Source organism: Leeuwenhoekiella sp. A16, from assembly GCF_047946675.1.
In the GTDB taxonomy this organism is placed as follows: Bacteria; Bacteroidota; Bacteroidia; order Flavobacteriales; family Flavobacteriaceae; genus Leeuwenhoekiella.
On sequence record NZ_CP172313.1, the window covers coordinates 3,252,331 to 3,269,927 of the forward strand.

The 17,597-nt window shown below is 37.6% G+C and carries 14 protein-coding genes; 7 read left to right on the forward strand and 7 right to left on the reverse strand.

Going from position 1 to position 17,597, the window contains the following annotated elements; translation table 11 throughout:
- Nucleotides 1–36 precede the first annotated feature (36 nt).
- The 5 genes from ACH3O9_RS14210 to ACH3O9_RS14230 all read left to right on the forward strand — a co-directional run bounded on the left by ACH3O9_RS14210 (nucleotide 37) and on the right by ACH3O9_RS14230 (nucleotide 8,176).
- Nucleotides 37–1,371 carry a TolC family protein gene (locus ACH3O9_RS14210; protein WP_416441566.1) on the forward strand — a complete coding sequence of 445 codons (1,335 nt, stop codon included), beginning with the start codon at nucleotides 37–39 and terminating at the stop codon, nucleotides 1,369–1,371.
- Between the two features lie 15 nt (nucleotides 1,372–1,386).
- Nucleotides 1,387–4,548 carry an efflux RND transporter permease subunit gene (locus ACH3O9_RS14215; protein WP_416441568.1) on the forward strand — a complete coding sequence of 1,054 codons (3,162 nt, stop codon included), beginning with the start codon at nucleotides 1,387–1,389 and terminating at the stop codon, nucleotides 4,546–4,548.
- 3 nt (nucleotides 4,549–4,551) lie between these two features.
- Nucleotides 4,552–5,670, forward strand: a complete 1,119-nt coding sequence (locus ACH3O9_RS14220) for an efflux RND transporter periplasmic adaptor subunit (protein ID WP_416441570.1) — start codon at nucleotides 4,552–4,554, stop codon at nucleotides 5,668–5,670.
- Between the two features lie 59 nt (nucleotides 5,671–5,729).
- Nucleotides 5,730–6,254, forward strand: coding sequence for a DsrE family protein (locus ACH3O9_RS14225; protein ID WP_416441572.1), 525 nt, complete (start codon nucleotides 5,730–5,732; stop codon nucleotides 6,252–6,254).
- Between the two features lie 659 nt (nucleotides 6,255–6,913).
- Nucleotides 6,914–8,176: a site-specific integrase gene (locus tag ACH3O9_RS14230; protein WP_416441574.1), complete on the forward strand. Its 1,263-nt coding sequence runs from the start codon at nucleotides 6,914–6,916 to the stop codon at nucleotides 8,174–8,176.
- A gap of 157 nt (nucleotides 8,177–8,333) precedes the next feature.
- On the opposite strand, the gene ACH3O9_RS14235 is transcribed toward ACH3O9_RS14230, so the two are convergent.
- The 5 genes from ACH3O9_RS14235 to ACH3O9_RS14255 all read right to left on the reverse strand — a co-directional run bounded on the left by ACH3O9_RS14235 (nucleotide 8,334) and on the right by ACH3O9_RS14255 (nucleotide 13,093).
- Nucleotides 8,334–9,593 (reverse strand): Y-family DNA polymerase, encoded by a 1,260-nt coding sequence (locus tag ACH3O9_RS14235; protein WP_416441576.1) that lies wholly within the window; start codon nucleotides 9,591–9,593, stop codon nucleotides 8,334–8,336.
- 1 nt (nucleotide 9,594) lies between these two features.
- Nucleotides 9,595–10,008, reverse strand: coding sequence for a LexA family protein (locus tag ACH3O9_RS14240; RefSeq protein WP_416441578.1), 414 nt, complete (start codon nucleotides 10,006–10,008; stop codon nucleotides 9,595–9,597).
- 261 nt (nucleotides 10,009–10,269) lie between these two features.
- Nucleotides 10,270–11,757 (reverse strand): ArnT family glycosyltransferase, encoded by a 1,488-nt coding sequence (locus ACH3O9_RS14245; protein WP_416441580.1) that lies wholly within the window; start codon nucleotides 11,755–11,757, stop codon nucleotides 10,270–10,272.
- A gap of 226 nt (nucleotides 11,758–11,983) precedes the next feature.
- A complete protein-coding gene (locus ACH3O9_RS14250) occupies nucleotides 11,984–12,778 on the reverse strand; it encodes a peptidase MA family metallohydrolase (RefSeq protein ID WP_416441582.1) in 795 nt (264 codons plus the stop codon).
- 75 nt (nucleotides 12,779–12,853) lie between these two features.
- Nucleotides 12,854–13,093 carry an integrase core domain-containing protein gene (locus tag ACH3O9_RS14255; RefSeq protein WP_416446702.1) on the reverse strand — a complete coding sequence of 80 codons (240 nt, stop codon included), beginning with the start codon at nucleotides 13,091–13,093 and terminating at the stop codon, nucleotides 12,854–12,856.
- An 83-nt stretch (nucleotides 13,094–13,176) separates the two neighbouring features.
- On the opposite strand from ACH3O9_RS14255, the gene ACH3O9_RS14260 reads away from it, so the two are divergent.
- A protein-coding gene (locus ACH3O9_RS14260; RefSeq protein ID WP_416441584.1) for an IS3 family transposase occupies nucleotides 13,177–14,306 on the forward strand; the annotation gives its coding sequence in 2 pieces (ribosomal slippage) (nucleotides 13,177–13,438 and nucleotides 13,438–14,306; 1,131 coding nt in all).
- Between the two features lie 487 nt (nucleotides 14,307–14,793).
- On the opposite strand, the gene ACH3O9_RS14265 is transcribed toward ACH3O9_RS14260, so the two are convergent.
- Nucleotides 14,794–15,243 carry a JAB domain-containing protein gene (locus tag ACH3O9_RS14265; RefSeq protein ID WP_416441538.1) on the reverse strand — a complete coding sequence of 150 codons (450 nt, stop codon included), beginning with the start codon at nucleotides 15,241–15,243 and terminating at the stop codon, nucleotides 14,794–14,796.
- Between the two features lie 68 nt (nucleotides 15,244–15,311).
- Entirely contained in the window at nucleotides 15,312–15,668 is a 357-nt protein-coding gene (locus ACH3O9_RS14270) for a single-stranded DNA-binding protein (protein WP_416441586.1), read from the reverse strand.
- Nucleotides 15,669–16,507: 839 nt separating this feature from the next.
- On the opposite strand from ACH3O9_RS14270, the gene ACH3O9_RS14275 reads away from it, so the two are divergent.
- Entirely contained in the window at nucleotides 16,508–17,587 is a 1,080-nt protein-coding gene (locus ACH3O9_RS14275; RefSeq protein ID WP_416441588.1) for a sensor histidine kinase, read from the forward strand.
- Nucleotides 17,588–17,597: the final 10 nt, after the last annotated feature.

The window sequence follows — 17,597 nt, forward strand, 5'->3', positions numbered from 1 at the left end:
TATCTTTTTAAAAAACACAGCATTATGAAATATGGAATGCTGATAATGGGATGTTTTGTGCTATCGTATTCAGTTACTTGCGCACAAACTTCAGAAAATATTCCATTGTCACAACTTTATCAAGAGGCTGCTGCCTATCCCGGATTACAAGCAGAAGCCTCAAGCATTAAATCTGCCGATTACGATTATAGACTTGCCAAACAAAAAATCCTACCTGACCTAAATCTGCAGGCGCAAAATACATTTGGGACTTTTGAAGGCGCTGCTGGTGCATTTATTCCCCTACCTGGTTTTTTTAACGTAAGTGGTACGGGAATTAATGGGAATACAGCTGTAAACTCAATGGCATCGGCCACTATTAAATGGGATTTCCTTCGGTTTGGAAAATACAGGGATCAGGTTCAACTTGCTCAGGTAAACCAGCAGCAAGCCCGAACAAGTTTTGATATTGAAGCCTTAAAACTTAAACATGAGGTCACTCAGGTGTATTTGGGCTGGATGTACAGTAATGCTATGCATGGCTGGGCCAATCGGGAAGCCGAACGCAATAAAAATTTGCTGCAGTTATCTTCCAGCCTGGTGCGATCTGGGCTGGCTTCTGCTGCTGATTCCTTAATTGCGTCTACCAGTCTACAACAAGCCAGAGGTCAAATAAAAAAATGGGAAGCACAAACCAATCGTTTTAAGAATCAGCTTTTTGAATATACCGGCACTGAATTAATTAATGAAAATGTACCAAAGCCGTTCTTCTTGATCACACAGGCTGAAGTTCACAATTCTATTCCTCTCCACCCCCTACTCACAGAAAAAGAGCATCAGCAGGAAAGGCTTGAGGTGCGTGAGGAAATTATAAATCATCAGGTATTCCCAGATATCTCACTCCTTGCCGGTGGACTGGTAAGAGGAGTTGGATTTGGTGACGATAGTCAGGCGTTTCAGGACAGTTATCAGTTACCCATCAATAATTATCTCATGGGGGTGGGACTAACATGGGATTTAAGTCAGTGGTATTCCAAAGGATTAAAAACACAACAAGTCCAAGAAGAACAGCAACGCGTTGCCCAGGAAATGGAAGTCGTGAAACGCTCCTTAAATGAACAACAAAATTCATTACAATTTCATATTCAAAAATCAAAAGAAGAAATTATTGAAGCGGAAGCTGCATATCAATCAGCGGCTGAATCCTATCGCTTGTTTAAGGTACGTTATGAAAGTGGTCTTATAGATCTTACCACCTTACTTCAAATTCAGCAAAGCCTTCAGTTTACTGAGAAATCCCGTATTGAAGCTTACTACGATTATTGGCAATATTGGAACAATTATGCTTACACACAAGCCGATTTTTCAGTGCTTACCACAGTATTCAACTAAAAAAATAAAAAACGAATGAATATAATAAGATTCGCTTTACGAAAACCAATAGCCATCATCGTGACAGTCCTTGCGTTGCTATACTTTTCGGTAATGGCCATTCAAAAAATTAAAGTAGATATTTTTCCACAAGTAGAGGCTCCGGCAATTTATATCGCGATGCCTTACGGAGGGCTCTCTCCTGCCTATATGGACGGGTTTATGTCCAATGAATTTCAGAAAGTACTCGTGTTTGTAGGCGGCGTTAGGGATATGGAATTCAAAAGTGTGCAGGGGTTGACTTTAATGAAGCTAAGTTTTTATCCTGGGACCGATATGGCACAAGCCCAGGCGGAGGTGGCCACGCAAGTATCCCGCGCAATGGCCTTTTTACCCCCCGGTGCGGTACCGCCTCAAGTAGTACGATTTGATGCGGGCGCACAACCCGTTGGCCAATTGGTTTTTGAAAGTGACCAGCGGTCTACCGGAGAACTGCAAAACCTGGCCATAACCCGTATTCGACCTTCCTTTGTAAATATTCCGGGGATTAGCGCTCCGGCACCATTTGGAGGCAACGTTCGTACGATGGTGATTAATGTAAAACCTGAAGAAATGCAGGCGTATGGACTTACTGCTGATAAAATCCTGGAAGCGGTGGCTAAAAATAATTTCCCTTCCCCTGCTGGGAATGTTCAGATAGGAAACATCAATTATATGGCACCGGTGAATACGTTGGAACTGGGTGCAGAAGAATTTATGAATACCCCCATCAAAACCGGTTCGGGACCTACGGTATTTGTTCGAGACGTGGCCACTGTTACCGACGGAGCTGATAAAACCACGGCTTATGCACTGGCTAATGGAAAACGTACCGTTTATCTGCCCATTATTAAAAAAGCAGATGCCTCAACCTTAGCCGCTATAAATAACTTAAAAGATGCCATGCCGATGTTATCGGATGCCTTGCCAGAGGACGTATCGATCAAATTTGTGTTCGACCAGTCTACTTATATTGAAAATGCCCTTTCCAACTTATTGCACGAAGGAATTTTGGGAGCAGTCCTTACCGGCCTAATGGTACTCCTGTTTCTTGGGGATAAACGAGGGGCTCTAATTGTGGTGCTCACTATTCCAATTGCAGTACTTACGGCTATAATTATGTTGTACCTGTTGGGTCAGACCATTAATATTATGACCCTAAGTGGTCTGGCATTAGCCATAGGTATTCTCGTGGATGAGGCTACGGTCACCATTGAGAATATTCATCAGCATTTTGAAATGGAAAAGACCAAACAACGGGCGATTTTAGATGCCTTAATGGAAATTTCAATACCAAAATTCCTGATTTTGTTATGTATTCTTGCTGTTTTAATTCCTTCTTTTATGATGGTAGGTATCCCTAGAGATATGTTCATACCATTATCCATTGCGGTGGGATCAGCGATGATCGCTTCTTTTTTGGCCTCACAAACCTTTATTCCAGTCCTGGCCAATTGGATGATGAAAAAGCACCCCGTAAAGCATGCTGCTACGAAAGATTCCCGTTTTGATAAATTTAAAGGACGGTACCTGCAATTTATTCAGCAGAAAGAACGCTTTAAAAAGCCTATTTTCTTTGGATATTTGTTAGTTGTTATTGCCTTATCAGGGATTTTATTTGTTTCTATTGGAACTGACATCCTGCCACCTAGCGGTTCTAAGGATTTACAATTGCGAATAAAAGCCCCGGTGGGTTCTGCTTTAGATCAAACGGAAGATTACGTATTGGCGGTAGAAGACCACATTCGAAAACAAATTGCACCTGAAAAGCTGGAGATTACTTCAGGATTCGTAGGGATGCATTCGCCAAATACACCAATTAACCCTATTTTTTTGTTTACCAGCGGTTCACAAGAGGCGATTTTACAGTTTTCGCTACCGGAATCCTTTGATGAACCGGTGGATGAGCTGAAAGACGATTTGCGTACCAGTCTTAAAAATGACTTTCCTGAACTTCAATTTACCTTCGAACCAATGGAACTTGTAGAAAAAATTATGGGGCAAGGTTACAGCACACCAATTGCCATAGAAGTTCTTGGTAAAAATCTGGATCAGGTGACCTTATACGCCAACCAGATCACGAATGCGCTAAAAGACGAAGATTATCTGTCGGATATCCATTTAAATGAACCGGTAGATTATCCTAGTATTTCAATTAATGTAGATAGAGAACGTGTGGCACAATTGGGATTAACGATGCGGGAGGTGAGTACAGCCCTTACCACAGCTACATCTTCTTCCCGTTTTGTAAGTAAAAATGTATGGGTAGATCCTAATTCAGGATTGGTCTTTCAGGTACAGGTTCAATTACCTGAAAACCAAGTAAATTCATTGAACGATCTTCAAAATCTTCCCCTAAAGCCGGGGGCAATGAGTCCTACCCTTGATGATGTAGCCGATCTAAGTTTGGCAACCGAGCCGGGACAGGTAAACCGAAAAGGTCCTAATCGCTTTGTGACAGTTACCGCAAATACGAATCACACCGATTTGGGAAGTGCTTCTAGGAAGGTTCGTAAAATTCTTAGCGAACTGGACGCGCCACCAAGAGGCTATAGTGTCCGGATGGCAGGAGAGGTAAATGTGCTTAGCGAGACCTTATCGGGTTTGCAATCCGGATTGCTGGTAGCCATTGTGGTAATTTTCTTAATGCTGACAGCCTACTATCAATCTTTTAAAACTTCTTTGGTGATTTTAGGGATTATACCTGCTGTGGTGGCGGGAAGTCTTTTAAGCCTGTCGCTTCTGGGGAGTACGCTCAACCTGCAATCGTATATGGGTATGATAATGGCCGTAGGGGTTTCGGTATCCAATGCGGTACTCATTATTAACCAGGCCGAACTCTTTAGAAAAGAGAAACTGGAGAATGCGGCCGAATCTTCTCGGCTGGCGGTAGCCTCCCGTTTTCGACCTATTTTAATGACCGCCCTGGCGATGATTGCCGGGATGATCCCAATGGCATTGGGATTGGGCGATGGCGGATCACAGGTCGCACCACTGGGACAGGCCGTCATTGGCGGGTTGGTATTTTCAACCTTTACTTCCTTACTGGTTTTACCCTTTATCTATACAATCGCTTATGCAAATACCCAGCCTAAAAAAGTGTCTTTAGATCCAGACGACCAGCACAGTAAATACTATCAAAAAAACTTAAAATCCTAAAAAATGAAATTTTATATAAAATCTATTCCTTTTTACTTACTTACCCTGCTTTTAATGGCGTGCGGTAATTCTGAAAACAACGTGAAAAAGAAAGCTGAATCTTCGAAACCCACCTATCAGGTTACCAGCATAAAAAGTGATACGCTGGAATACGAGCTTTCCCTTCCCGGTGAATTAAAACCCTATGAAGAGGTGACTTTATATGCTAAAATTGAAGGTTTTGTAGAAAAGTTAAGTGTAGACCGGGGTGATATGGTAACGAAAGGAGAATTATTATTAAGTATTGAAGCTCCGGAAATTCAACAGCAATTATTGGCAGCCCGGGCAAAACAGCGTGAAATAGCTGAAAAGTTAAGCTTTAGTGGTCAAAATTTTCAACGGATGAACCGAGCCTCTGAAGTTGAAGGTGCAATATCATCAATAGAACTTGAACAGACCAAAACCCGTTTTATGGGGGACAGTGCTGCTTTGAGTGCTGTAAAAGCAGAAGTAGCGGCCGCTGCGCAGTTGGCGGGATATCGTAATATCAAAGCGCCGTTTGACGGGGTGGTTACCAGCAGGTTGGTTTCTCCCGGAGCCCTTGTAGGAAGCGGAAAGGAACCACTTTTAAAATTGGCGCGGGAAGATAAACTGCGCCTGGTAGTGGCTATTCCTTCCAAACACGCAGATGCCCTTTCGGCAAATACCAAGGCCAATTTTACGGTGAATGGTGCTCCCGGAAAAGAGTTTCCGGTTAGTTTTTCCCGTAGTAGCAGGGCACTCGATCCTGAGCTACGTTCACTAATGGTTGAATTTGATTATGATAATTCAGCTAATATCTTAAGTGCTGGAGCCTATGCACAGGTTCATTTGAACCTAAAGCGTAATCAACCTACTTTAAAAGTTCCTGCCAGTAGCATTATAACCACCACAACCCAAACCTTAATCGCAAAGGTGAAGTCGGGTAAAATTCAAATGGTTCCTATTACTACAGGAATCTCTAAAGATGGAATGATAGAAATATTTGGAAATGTTGATAGCGGGGATCAGATTATCATAAAAGGAAATTCAACCCTTAAAAACGGAATGTCCATAAATGCAGTAAATACAAAAAATATCCAAATAAATAAAGAGCTTCCATAAACCGATCTTAGATCCACTTATTTTAAACAGTTAAATATCAAAAAATAAACCGAAATAGTATGAAAACAATTTTTTGGGGATTGTTTCTCCTTTTAGCACAGACAACCATGGCCCAGGAATGGAGCAATCCTAGAATTGAAGGATATGGTAAAATTCATTATGATAAAAACCTGAGTTTCCAGCCCGATGTAAAAAAGACGTATAAACTAGTGTTCAATATTGACAATGATGCTGAAAAAACGGGAGTAAATATAAGGTTATGGAAAATAGCCCGGGAACTCAACTTATTAAAAGCCGCAGGGGTACCTGATAAAAATGTTCAAATTGCGGCGGTAGTACACGGAAAAGCGATTGCAGTAAGTTTGACTGACAAAGCTTATGAAAAACGCTACCAAAAGAAAAATCCTAATACAGAACTGGTAAAAGCACTTGATAATGCCGGGGTCAAATTATACTTATGTGGACAAACTGTGGCGGGTATGAAAATTGAGCAAGACGAATTGAACCCAGCGTGGGAAGTTACCTTATCGGCGCTGCTAACGCTACCAATTTTAGAAAGTGAGGGATATTTGATTGTACCTTAAACCTCTTTGGGTTAATTAAAATTTCTGAACCCTGCATATAGTCTATTTCAAAGAGAAAAATATTTTACAAATGTATTTATTTATCGGATTTTGAAGTCTCCTTAAACAGTAAAGGCTATTAATAGCGATATAATTTTTCTATTTTTTGAAACATTATCTTAAATTTTAAAATATGATTAGAGTTATTTTTAAAATACGCACAAAACTTTTTCAAACCTCTATTTCGAAAAAACTTTCGTATTGTATTATCAAACTATCAAATGAGATAAGTTTTGAACATCAAATAAATTTTGAAATCATTTGATGTTTTTAGTTTCAATTATTCATATATCTTTGTTTCACGATAAGAAATCGGAGCAAAGGTTACCTATTCGGTTACCTGAATTTATTGAAACAATATAAGTGTCTGGTTATTAAAATATTGTCTAGGGGTAGATTAGTTCTGCCACCCCGACCAAGTCCATTATTAAATGGCATCAAAACCTTGTTAATCTTATGATTGACAAGGTTTTATGATTTTAGGGCATTCATAGAATTTGATATAATATCATATAATATGTGTCCGATTCGGTGACCTCTTAAAAAAGGGTCTGATATCGCCCAAACGCTGATTTGACTTTCGTTTTCACGCATTGTGTTTAATTTGAAAACGAAGAATTATGAAAAATCCGGTGACCTTTGGGATTACTATTTTCCCAAAATCCAACAAGGCTAAAAGTGGTAAGGCACCTCTTTATGCCAGGATCACTTTAAATAGTGAGCGTATTGAACTCAGTCTGCAACGCAGGATTACCTTAGCCTTATGGGATGAACGTAAGAGTCGCCTACGGGGAAGTAGTGCGGAAAGTATCCAGGTAAACAAATCCATTGACAGGATTTACAATCAAATCTATGAGTCCTTCCGCCAATTACAAGATGATAACCAGGTTCTTAGTGCCGCTGCGATAAAGGCAAGGTATATGGGTGTTGATGATAGTTTTAAAAAGCTTTCAGATATTCTTGACTACCATACATTGAATATGCAAGCGGTATTAAAACCAGGTACGATGAAGAACTATCGCACTACTGAAAAATACCTCTATGAATTCTTAGGTATTCAGATGAAATTAACTGATATCTATCTAAAACAGATCAATTATCGATTTATTCTGGATTTTGAACATTTTCTGCGAACCTACAAATCTAAATCCCACCGGCCTTCTCCGACAAATAACGGAGTGATGAAACATCTGGAACGCTTTAAGAAACTAATGAACCTTGCTCAAAAATTAGAATGGGTACAAAAAGATCCCTTTTCTAAATTTGCGTTGAAGTTCACCAAGGCAGAACGAGATTTTCTAAGTAAAGAGGAACTTGAAAAAATCATTGGTTTTCAATCCTCAAGATCTGCCTTGCTTCAAACTCGGGATATATTTGTTTTTGCATGTTACACGGGGCTATCGTATATAGATGTTAAAAACTTATCTGCCAATAACATTGTGCCGGGGATTGATGGTAATAAGTGGATATATACGGCACGAGAGAAAACGGACACTCCTGTGAAGATACCTATTTTGCCCCAAGCCCAGGAACTTCTGGAAATATATGCCTTTAAAATGCAACATACCCATTTACTTCTTCCTGTATACTCCAATCAAAAAACGAATACATATCTAAAAGAGATCGCTCGACTATTGGAAATAAACAAAAAATTGACCTTTCATGTGGCCCGACACACATTTGCTACCACGGTAACTTTATCAAATGGTGTGCCTATTGAAACCGTATCAAAGTTGTTGGGTCATTCTAAGCTTTCTACTACCCAAATCTATGCTCGGGTAGTAGAGCGAAAAGTGAGTGAGGATATAAATGTATTGAAGGACAAACTCGGAATTCAAGAAGGTAAGGTGGATATAAAATCTGAGAAATCTTTTCTAAACTGAAAAGGCATTACGGCTTAACATTTTTACATGATCATATGTTTTCAGCATACTTAGAGCAGTTGGACATGTGATGAGATTATTTTCTACTAGTTTGTATTCACCCATGAGACATAAAAAGTCTTTAAGATTTAAATTTAATAACCTTTACATCATAAGGTCACTCGCATTTAATTTCAATAATTTCATTTAATCGTGTTGTATATCGTTTAGATAAATGCTCTTGCTGCATTTTCCATACCTTACCGAGATCCTGCCCGCCAAACTTTACCTTGTCAAAGCAATTTTTGTTTAGCTGGTCAATTGTATACATTAACGACTTGTGCCTGGGGTCTGCATTAGTAAAGAAAGATAACTGCTTAGCATTATCCAAAACGAGATCCAGTGCAATCACTCCCGCTTTTTTGTAATGATAGCCCGTTTTAAAAATACGTTTTAGTCCTTCTATGGCAATTTTTGTTAGAGTTAGAGTAGAATTCGAAGCAACTGGTAAATGCAAGGTTATTCCCGGGTTATATTGAGTCAGATCCTGTCTATGCTTGTTGGTCTGTAAAAAAATGTATAACATCTGCGCGCAGCTATTTTGCTTACGTAGCTTAAAGGAAATTTTAGATGCATATGTTGCGATGCGCTCGTGTATGTCCTCATAATTTTCAACCATGTGTTCAAAAGAGCGAGTTACTGCTATGTTTTTTTTAAAAGCAACCTCTTCCAGATCAAGTGTAAGAACACCGCTAAGGTCACGTTGTAGCCTTTGACCCACAATGGTCATTTCATTTAGAACATATTGATGGGGGAGTTGTACAAAATCCCATGCGCTCTGAACATTGATGCTTTGAAGTTTATTTTGGTAACTTTTTCCTATGCCCCACACATCCCCAATAGCCGTCCACTTTAATGCTTTTTCTATTTTATCGGGAGTGTCTAGAACATAGGTTCCATTGGTACGAGCTGCAAATTTTTTGGCAATTTTATTGGCTACTTTTGATAGAGATTTAGTGGGAGCCATACCAACGCTAATGGGAATACCTGTATTCCTTCTAATCTTCTTTATTATCTGCAGGCCGTACTCATCCAAGTTAAACAATTCAAACCCCTTTAATTTTAAAAAAATTTCATCAATCGAATAGATTTCCATGTCAGGAGAAAAATCAGAGAGTAAATTCATAACCCTGCTGCTCATATCCCCATATAAGGCATAATTGCTGGAAAATACATGTATTTTATACTTCTTAAATTCAGTTTTTAACTGAAAGGCAGGTGTACCCATTGGAATACCCAAGGCTTTAGCCTCATTGCTTCTCGCTATTACACAACCATCATTATTAGAAAGTACCACAACTGGCTTGCCTATGAGATTGGGATTGAAAACCCGCTCGCAGGAAGCGTAAAAATTGTTGCAGTCTATAAGGGCAAACATGCTATAGATTTTTAATAACATTGGTTACTACTCCCCAGATAAGAAAATCATTGTCCTGCGTCACTTTTATGGGCTTGTATTTTTCATTTTCAGCTATGAGCCAAATAGCATCATCTGAGATTTTTATACGTTTAACTGTAAATTCACCATCAATAAAGCAAACTGCAATTTTTCCATTTTTGGGTTCTAGACTTTTATCAATAATTAAAAGATCTCCCTCTTCTAGTCCTGCACCAATCATTGAATCACCCCTTACGCGTCCAAAAAAAGTAGCATCTTTATTGCGTATATATTCCCTGTTTAGGTCAATACCCTCATCAAGATGATCATCTGCGGGAGATGGAAATCCACAAGACAAACCGGAAGAAATTATAGGGATATTAGTAAATGAGTATTGAGAAAAATAAACTTTCATATTCTAGGAATAAATCCATTATTAAGGAATTATTCCACAAAAATAGCGTAAAATATGAAAATCAGATTTAAATTATTTATTAATTTTAATCAACCTATTCAGGAAAGGTGTTTTTAAATTTGCTATAACGTCTCGTATAAAAACAGTGCGAGCTGGCGAGATTGATTGTCCGCAGGACAATCCGCTAAGCAAGTGAGCACGGAATTTCGATTTGAGACAGGTTGCAGCATTGTTTTCATATGTTGTTACCTGCTGGCTTTTTCAGTCAAATATATGTTCTTCATAGTCTTTCCACCATTTCTCAATATCAGCTTTAGGCTTTCTACAAATGTAGAGAGGGATTCCGTTTTCTTCTTCAATTGCATATTTATGGGTAATTATTTTTACTAATTCCACTTCTTCAAAAACGTGTTCAACGGATATTTTGTCATTACCTAAACTAATCCAAACATCTGCATCTTTGTTTTCATATCCCCAAATCCAAAAACTCCCGTGTCTGCTTATTGGGTTTGGTAAATTGTATTTCTTCCCCAAGATTTTGAGAGCTCCTGCTTCTCCGTAATTTTCTGCCCATAAAACACAGTTTCTTTTTTCTTCGGGACTTAATGATTGATATACACTATCCACTAACTTTACTTGACGTTCCCAACCAAACATATCAGCATAATCCCCTGTTAATTCCACTCGTCCGTTCTTTTCTTCAAGTTTTTTATACTCAACAAATTTTTCAATTGGTAGTATTGGTGTGGCTTCAGGAATAAAATAGACAGAAGGCGCCAAGGTGATAAAAGCAATTACATAAACCCATACAGGTTTCTTAGATAGTAAGCTCTCTATTTTCACCGCTCCACTTGCAAAAAGAATAGGATAAATTGCAAATACATAGTAGGCTTTAGAATTAAGAAGCCACATTGTAGAAAAGATTACTAACGATGCAACTCCAACACTTCTGTACTTTTTTAAATGTTTATCTGTAAGTAATGCAACGAGACCAAAAAGGCTGATAATTAAGGTAAATGGAAAATCTAATTGTTCAAGCCCAAATTCTAACGGATTAATTTCATTCAGCTGATTTTCATTTAATGCTTGCAAATGTTTTAGTAGAGGGAATCCATTTTGAATTTGCCATGTTAGATTAGGCAAGAAAATCAAAAATGAAATCAATGCCGATAGATACAGCCATTTGTTCTTAAATAGATTCCCTTTTTGATAGAAAAACAAACCAATAAAAAGCCCGAATGCCCAAACTAATATGGTGTATTTGTTCAATAACCCTAAACCTAAAGTTACTCCCAAGAGAATAAGGAATTTCTTGTTTCGCGAGTTTATGAATTTGATAATACAGTAAAAACCAAGTGTCCAAAACAGTTGGTCAAATGCTACAGGTTGAAATAGGGTATGGTTTCGGTAAAACGGAAGAAATGCCAATATGCAAATTCCAGCAAGTATAACAGCTTTCGCCTTTCCGCCAAGTTCTTTTGCAATGAAACAGCATAGTACGAGAATAGCAACACCTGCAAGGGTTGGAAAGAGTCTTATTCCTAAAAGAGAATAATCAAAAAGCCAATATGATAATTTCCCGATTGCACCTATAAGTGGCGGGAATTCCATAAATCCCCAATCCAAATGCTCACTTACTGACAAATGTAATAGTTCATCACGATGAAAGCCATAGTTCCTATTGCCAAACCATTGAATGATAAGTTTTATAAATGATAAGGTCAGAATTATAGGTAAATATTTTTTCATTCGTTGAATTCAGCTTACAGGTAACGTCTCCGTATATGAAACGTAGCGAGTTAATAGACGCTAACTATTCGGATTATACACGAGCCGAATTTTTTAATTTTCTTCTTATCTTATTTTTTCAAAAAGCCAAATTAAAAAATTTGGTGGACTTCGAAAATACACACAGACCTCTCGGAAAGCCTGAATTAGCTATGTTTTATATACATTATTAGTGGTTCGTTGTTCCTTAACAACCTTTATTAAATTCATCCCAATCAAAATCAATATTTGTCTGGTACTTTTGGTTTACATAATCTTTTAAATTTTTCTCTAAAGTTTGTGCATCGAAACCATAGATTTCGTTCAGCTTTTCAAATCCTCTTTTCCAAAGTTCTTTAAATTTTGATATTCCATAGTTATCAATTAAAAATTTGCAAATAAAAGCACTTTGTGTATAAGCAATCATATCTGGGTTTTCATAAAAATTTTCTGATAACTTATCCATAGAAATTAATTTGTCACTCTGGATAAAATATTTATAGATTTCTTCTAGTGAGTATTTAGAACAGGTTCCGCCAGAATAAGTTGCTAAACCTTCATTCATCCAAGTTGAAGAATTAGGTGGAGTTCCCCATTTATACATAGTTATCATATGCATCATTTCGTGTTTTATAGGTGAACCTTTGTCTTTAAGTAAAGTAAAAAATACATCTCTGTCGGGATAAGCCAAACCTTGAGCAGCCATTCCACCAAATTTTAGCATTTCTTTTCTTGACTTTAAAAAATCAATATCCATTTTATTGGTGAATTCTGTTTCTCCAATTAGTTTCAAATTTTCCTCAATTGCTTTTTGACATTCTTCAATAGCAAGATTTCTACGTGGAATTTCAACTTCTGCAGGAAAGTTATAAGTTATATTGTCTATAGTTCTAGTTTCTGTAACTATTTTGGTCCAATTTTCATCATTCGCTATTTTTTTTTGTTTTACACAACTATAGAATGATAAAATCAGAAGTAAATATGAAAGTTTTTTGGTGCTCATTTATTTATTACTGTTTTTATGCGGATTTGTTTTGCAATGTCTTGTCCTGAAATATGGCTACAGGTTAAACTTGATTTACGCTGCTGATTTATATACCATATTTGGTGTTTTATAGTCTAAAGATAAATGTAATCTTATCTCATTGTATAATTTGATTGCATTTTTTGCAGCTCTTTGTGCGTGGGCTGTATTTGTAAAGATCTGGTCCAGATAGAATTCATCTTTCAGAATGCCGTTTACGCGTTCTGCCAGCGCATTTTCATAGCAATGATTTTCTTGTGTCATACTGATTTGTATTTTGTTTCTTTTTAGGATTTGTGTGTAGACATTGCTACATGTAAGCTTCCCTTAAAACCGAACTGTTTAGAAGTATAATAATATTCTTAATTTTAAACAGTATGAGACGAAGTAAATTCACACCTACACAGATCGCAAAAATTTTAAAGGAGTTCGACAACGGTAAAAGTGTCGAAGAGATCAGCAGGGAATACGGGGTCAGTACCTCCGCCTTTTATAAGTGGCGCAGCAGGTATGCCGGTATGAGCAGCAAGGAGCTCAAGCGCATCAAGGAGCTTGAAGCTGAAAATGCCCGGCTAAAGCAGATGTATGCCTCTTTGGCCCTGGATCATCAAATGGCCAAGGAGATCATCGAAAAAAAGCTCTAAAGCCCTGCCGCAAACGGACGATAGCCAACGAGCTTATCCACTACGGCATCAGCAGGGCGTGCCGTGTCCTAAAAATGAGCAAGAGCGTCTATTACTATAAACCTTTGCCCAAAGACGATGCCCCAATAGAAGAGGCGTTGAAGAAAAAGGCAGAGGAGCATTCAGAGGAAGGGTTCTGGAAGGCGTATGGACGTATTCGTAACGAAGGTAACCCCTGGAACCATAAACGGGTACACCGTGTGTATGTATCTTTAGGCCTACCCTTGAGGAGAAAGATTAAAAAGCGCTTACCGGCACGTGTAAAGGAGCCCTTGGAGGTTCCTGAAGAACTGAACGATACCTGGAGTATCGATTTTGTAAGTGATGTTCTTGAAAACAAGAAACGCTTTAGGTCTTTTAATGTTATTGATGACTTTAACCGGGAGATATTACATATTGAAGTAGACTTTTCCCTGACCAGTAACCGCGTGGTTTGGGTACTCAATCACCTGATCAACCGCCGGGGCAGACCAAGAAGGATTAGAATGGATAACGGACCTGAATTCATAGCCAATCTTACAGCAGAATGGAGTAAGATGCACGCTATAGAGTTTAAGTATATACAACCTGGAAAACCCACTCAAAATGCCTTTGTTGAACGTTTTAACGGTTCATACCGTAGGGGTGTCCTCGATAAGTATATCTTTGAAAATATTGATCAGGTAAGAGCTCAAACCTACATATGGATGAATGATTACAATAAATATCGTCCACACGATTCACTGGGCAGATTATCACCGGTACAATATGCAGCACTTCATTCTTTTGGGGCTAGCCCCAAAAGAATGAAAAACAATAATTTTAAACAAGTTTTGGAAAATTAAGCAGTTCTAGTCTGGGGAAGCTTACACGCAGCGTGTTATCCTCTTGCTACTCCTTTTCGTCCCGCCTGGCGGGACAAAATTCTCGTACAATTCGGCTAAAAGCCAATTGCCAATTCTAAGAAGGAATTTCAGTTATGTAATGTTTCGATTTGCAGGTTATCGGCGAAAGTCAATAATGGGATAACGCTGCTTAAATTTGTATGCTGAAGTTCAGCGAAATAAAGTTAATGATTTTGATCTAAACAATTTTAAATCGGACAAAAAAAGATCCGTCGAAATTTACGGATCTTAATTATTTGTGTTTAATCACTTTTAGATATGAGGGTGTGAATAATCGATTTACCGGGTTTACAACTTGTTTTAAGAGGGATAAATTTTCTAAAATGTGACAATTTGGAGATTTTTTTACATGCTCTCTGAATTTTAACAAGTGGTGATCATGGGATCCTTACTCTGGTTTAAAAATAGATTAGGCATGGCTTAATATTTAAAGAATTCCATGATCTGCAAAGCTGAAGTATGCTCCATTTGGGGTAAGAATAATATGGTCCAATACTTTTATGTCCAATAATTCACCTGCCTTTTTTATTTTTTGGGTCAACTGTTTATCAGTTTCACTTGGATTTAATGTTCCGCTTGGATGATTATGTAGTAAAATTACAGCAGTAGTCAGGCTTTTAAGGACAACGGCATATAATATACGTATATCCACCAAGGTAGCTGTAAGACCTCCGTTTGAAACCTCATAAATACCTTTTACTTTATTCGCGTTGTTAAGAAGCATTATTTTAAAGGTTTCATGTATTTCGAGATTATTTTTATCCCATTGGGAATATGCTATTTCAGAAGCTATGAGTGAAGATGTTATTTTCGGATGCAAACTTGCTTTCAAATCTCCCTTGTAACTTATCGCAATTTCGTTAACTTTAGTTTTCATATTAACAATTTTAAAAGTTAATAAAAAGAGGGCGCTACTTTGGACGGAAACGCCCTCTTAATTTTAGATTAATCAGCTGAATTAATACTGCTTTTTACTCCTAACAAAAGAATTTCATTAGCTTCAACTTCGGTAACATAGTGTATTACCTTCACACTATCCTCATAGCTATGGGACTTCAATTTTCCGCTAACACCGATTTCCTTGCCCTTCCCGGCATATTTTTCGATAATTTCAGCGGTTTTACCCCATGCTACGATAGTATGCCATTGGGTAGTTTGCTTTTTTTCGCCCTTGTTGTTCTTATAATACTCATTAGTGGCGAGCGAAAAACGGGCTACTTTCCTGCCGTTTTCAAGTTGGGTAATTGTTGGTTCCTGACCAACATTTCCGATTAACTGTACATGATTTTTTAACGTGTTCATAATAAAAGAATTAAATATTAATTATAGCCTGCCCGAACCTTTAAGACAGTTTACATTTCTGTTTTTTTTGAGGTGATTTACTTATTATATCCAGAGCGTTTTCCTTTTTTATTTTCTTTGGTGTCGCTTCATTTTGGATGTTTTTATACGATTTCATAAGATTCATTTTAGATTTACTTCCCATAGTGCCTCGCTGTTACCTTTTTTGTTGCTTATACATCTTCAAGAGTTGGAATTGATAAGGACTTATAAAAAGGAGGTACGACTGGCTTATGCAGAGCGTTCAATTTCCAACTATTGGTATTTTGCTTACTAAAAAGGGTAAGGACAGCGAGGGAGTGGGAGTAGGTTTAAATATCTTTTGCGAAGTACCAATAGATCGGAAGCGAAACCCAATAACATTGAAAGTCTAATCAGGAATTGATTTTGCCCTGTACTATGTTTAATAAATCTTAGATTTCCTCAAGGTGAAGGTGAAAAGTTTAGGTAGATATTTTATTAATTATAAAAATCGAGTAGTATTCAATCGGTTATTAAGAATATTCCATTTCTCAATAGAGCTATAGGAGCAATTTTAAAACCAAATATCTTTAATAGAAGATTTGTAAATCAATGGGGAATTTTACATGAGGAGGGTTAAGTGTGCATCCAATAACCTTTAACAAGAAATCACCCAAAGACGTAGAAAAAATATAATTTTAATCTTTGAGGGGTAGCATTCCAAATACTGAGGAAGACCAGTGTTAATAGCGGTTTTTTTAGTGTTAGGAGAACAGATACAGATAATAATGTTTAAAATTAAATTGAGATACTTAAATTATCCACCATAACTTACTTATATGGACACCACCAAAGAAGCCTTAAAGGAAAGAATTAAAGAGCTTACCTGTCTCTACGAAATTTCATCAATTATAGTAAATGCAGATGTAGAGCAGATACAACAGACTTTTAAGGCCATTGCCTTCAGTCTTAAAAAAGGCTTTCAGTTTCCCCTCCTCACGGAAATTGCCGTAAAAACGTCTTATGGAGTGATACAAACAGGTTCTATTAATGCGACATTGAACTTATCTTCTAATATAAATGTATTTAATAAGCCTAATGGAGAGATCATAGCATCCTTAAAAGATCATAAAAGCTCGTTTTTAAAGGAAGAAAAACAATTGCTGGACAGTGTCGCCTTAAAAATAGGAAACCTTCTGGAGCGCATTGAGATACAGCAGAACGAAATCTCTTTAAAAAGACAAATGGAACGTGCTGATAGGCTTTCCATTCTTGGGGAATTGACGGCGGGTATCGCCCACGAACTTAATACACCGCTCGCTAATATTTTAGGCTTTGCAGAGCTATTAAAAGAAGATTTTAGCGGCAACCAGCAGGTGCGTAGAGATCTTGACAAAATCATTAGTAATGCCATATTTTCACGAGAAGTGGTTAAAAAACTTATGTTCTTTGCCTGTGAGATGCCCCAGCAAATGAAGAAGGTGAATATCGTTCCAAGTATTAAAGATGCTATAACGCTGCTCGAACCCACCTTCAGAAAAGAAGAGGTAAAATACATTGTAAAAATTGAAGAAGAGGAATTATGGCTAAAAGCAGATACTATCCAACTCACACAGATTATTTTCAATTTGATCATCAATGCCATCTTTTTTTCTCCTAAAAATGGACTGGTTACCATTGAAGCACTTCAATCTAAAGATCAAATAATATTAAAAATTTCAGACGAAGGAATCGGATTGTCTGAAGAAGCCTTAGAAAAAGTCTTCCAACCCTTTTATACTACAAAGCCTATTGGCGAAGGGTCTGGACTGGGCTTAAGTGTAGTTCACGGCATTGTAGCAAGCCATAATGGTACTATTATAGCAGAAAACAACCCACAAAAAGGAGCAGTTTTTACAGTAAAACTCCCCAAATCTTAATTACTTATAT

Bases quoted from the DNA above. Each gene is read 5' to 3' on its own strand.
- ACH3O9_RS14210 (WP_416441566.1), top strand. From the start codon at position 37: ATGCTGATAATGGGATGTTTTGTGCTATCGTATTCAGTTACTTGCGCA.
- ACH3O9_RS14215 (WP_416441568.1), top strand. From the start codon at position 1,387: ATGAATATAATAAGATTCGCTTTACGAAAACCAATAGCCATCATCGTG.
- ACH3O9_RS14220 (WP_416441570.1), top strand. From the start codon at position 4,552: ATGAAATTTTATATAAAATCTATTCCTTTTTACTTACTTACCCTGCTT.
- ACH3O9_RS14225 (WP_416441572.1), top strand. From the start codon at position 5,730: ATGAAAACAATTTTTTGGGGATTGTTTCTCCTTTTAGCACAGACAACC.
- ACH3O9_RS14230 (WP_416441574.1), top strand. From the start codon at position 6,914: ATGAAAAATCCGGTGACCTTTGGGATTACTATTTTCCCAAAATCCAAC.
- ACH3O9_RS14235 (WP_416441576.1), bottom strand. From the start codon at position 9,593: ATGTTTGCCCTTATAGACTGCAACAATTTTTACGCTTCCTGCGAGCGG.
- ACH3O9_RS14240 (WP_416441578.1), bottom strand. From the start codon at position 10,008: ATGAAAGTTTATTTTTCTCAATACTCATTTACTAATATCCCTATAATT.
- ACH3O9_RS14245 (WP_416441580.1), bottom strand. From the start codon at position 11,757: ATGAAAAAATATTTACCTATAATTCTGACCTTATCATTTATAAAACTT.
- ACH3O9_RS14250 (WP_416441582.1), bottom strand. From the start codon at position 12,778: ATGAGCACCAAAAAACTTTCATATTTACTTCTGATTTTATCATTCTAT.
- ACH3O9_RS14265 (WP_416441538.1), bottom strand. From the start codon at position 15,243: ATGAAAACTAAAGTTAACGAAATTGCGATAAGTTACAAGGGAGATTTG.
- ACH3O9_RS14270 (WP_416441586.1), bottom strand. From the start codon at position 15,668: ATGAACACGTTAAAAAATCATGTACAGTTAATCGGAAATGTTGGTCAG.
- ACH3O9_RS14275 (WP_416441588.1), top strand. From the start codon at position 16,508: ATGGACACCACCAAAGAAGCCTTAAAGGAAAGAATTAAAGAGCTTACC.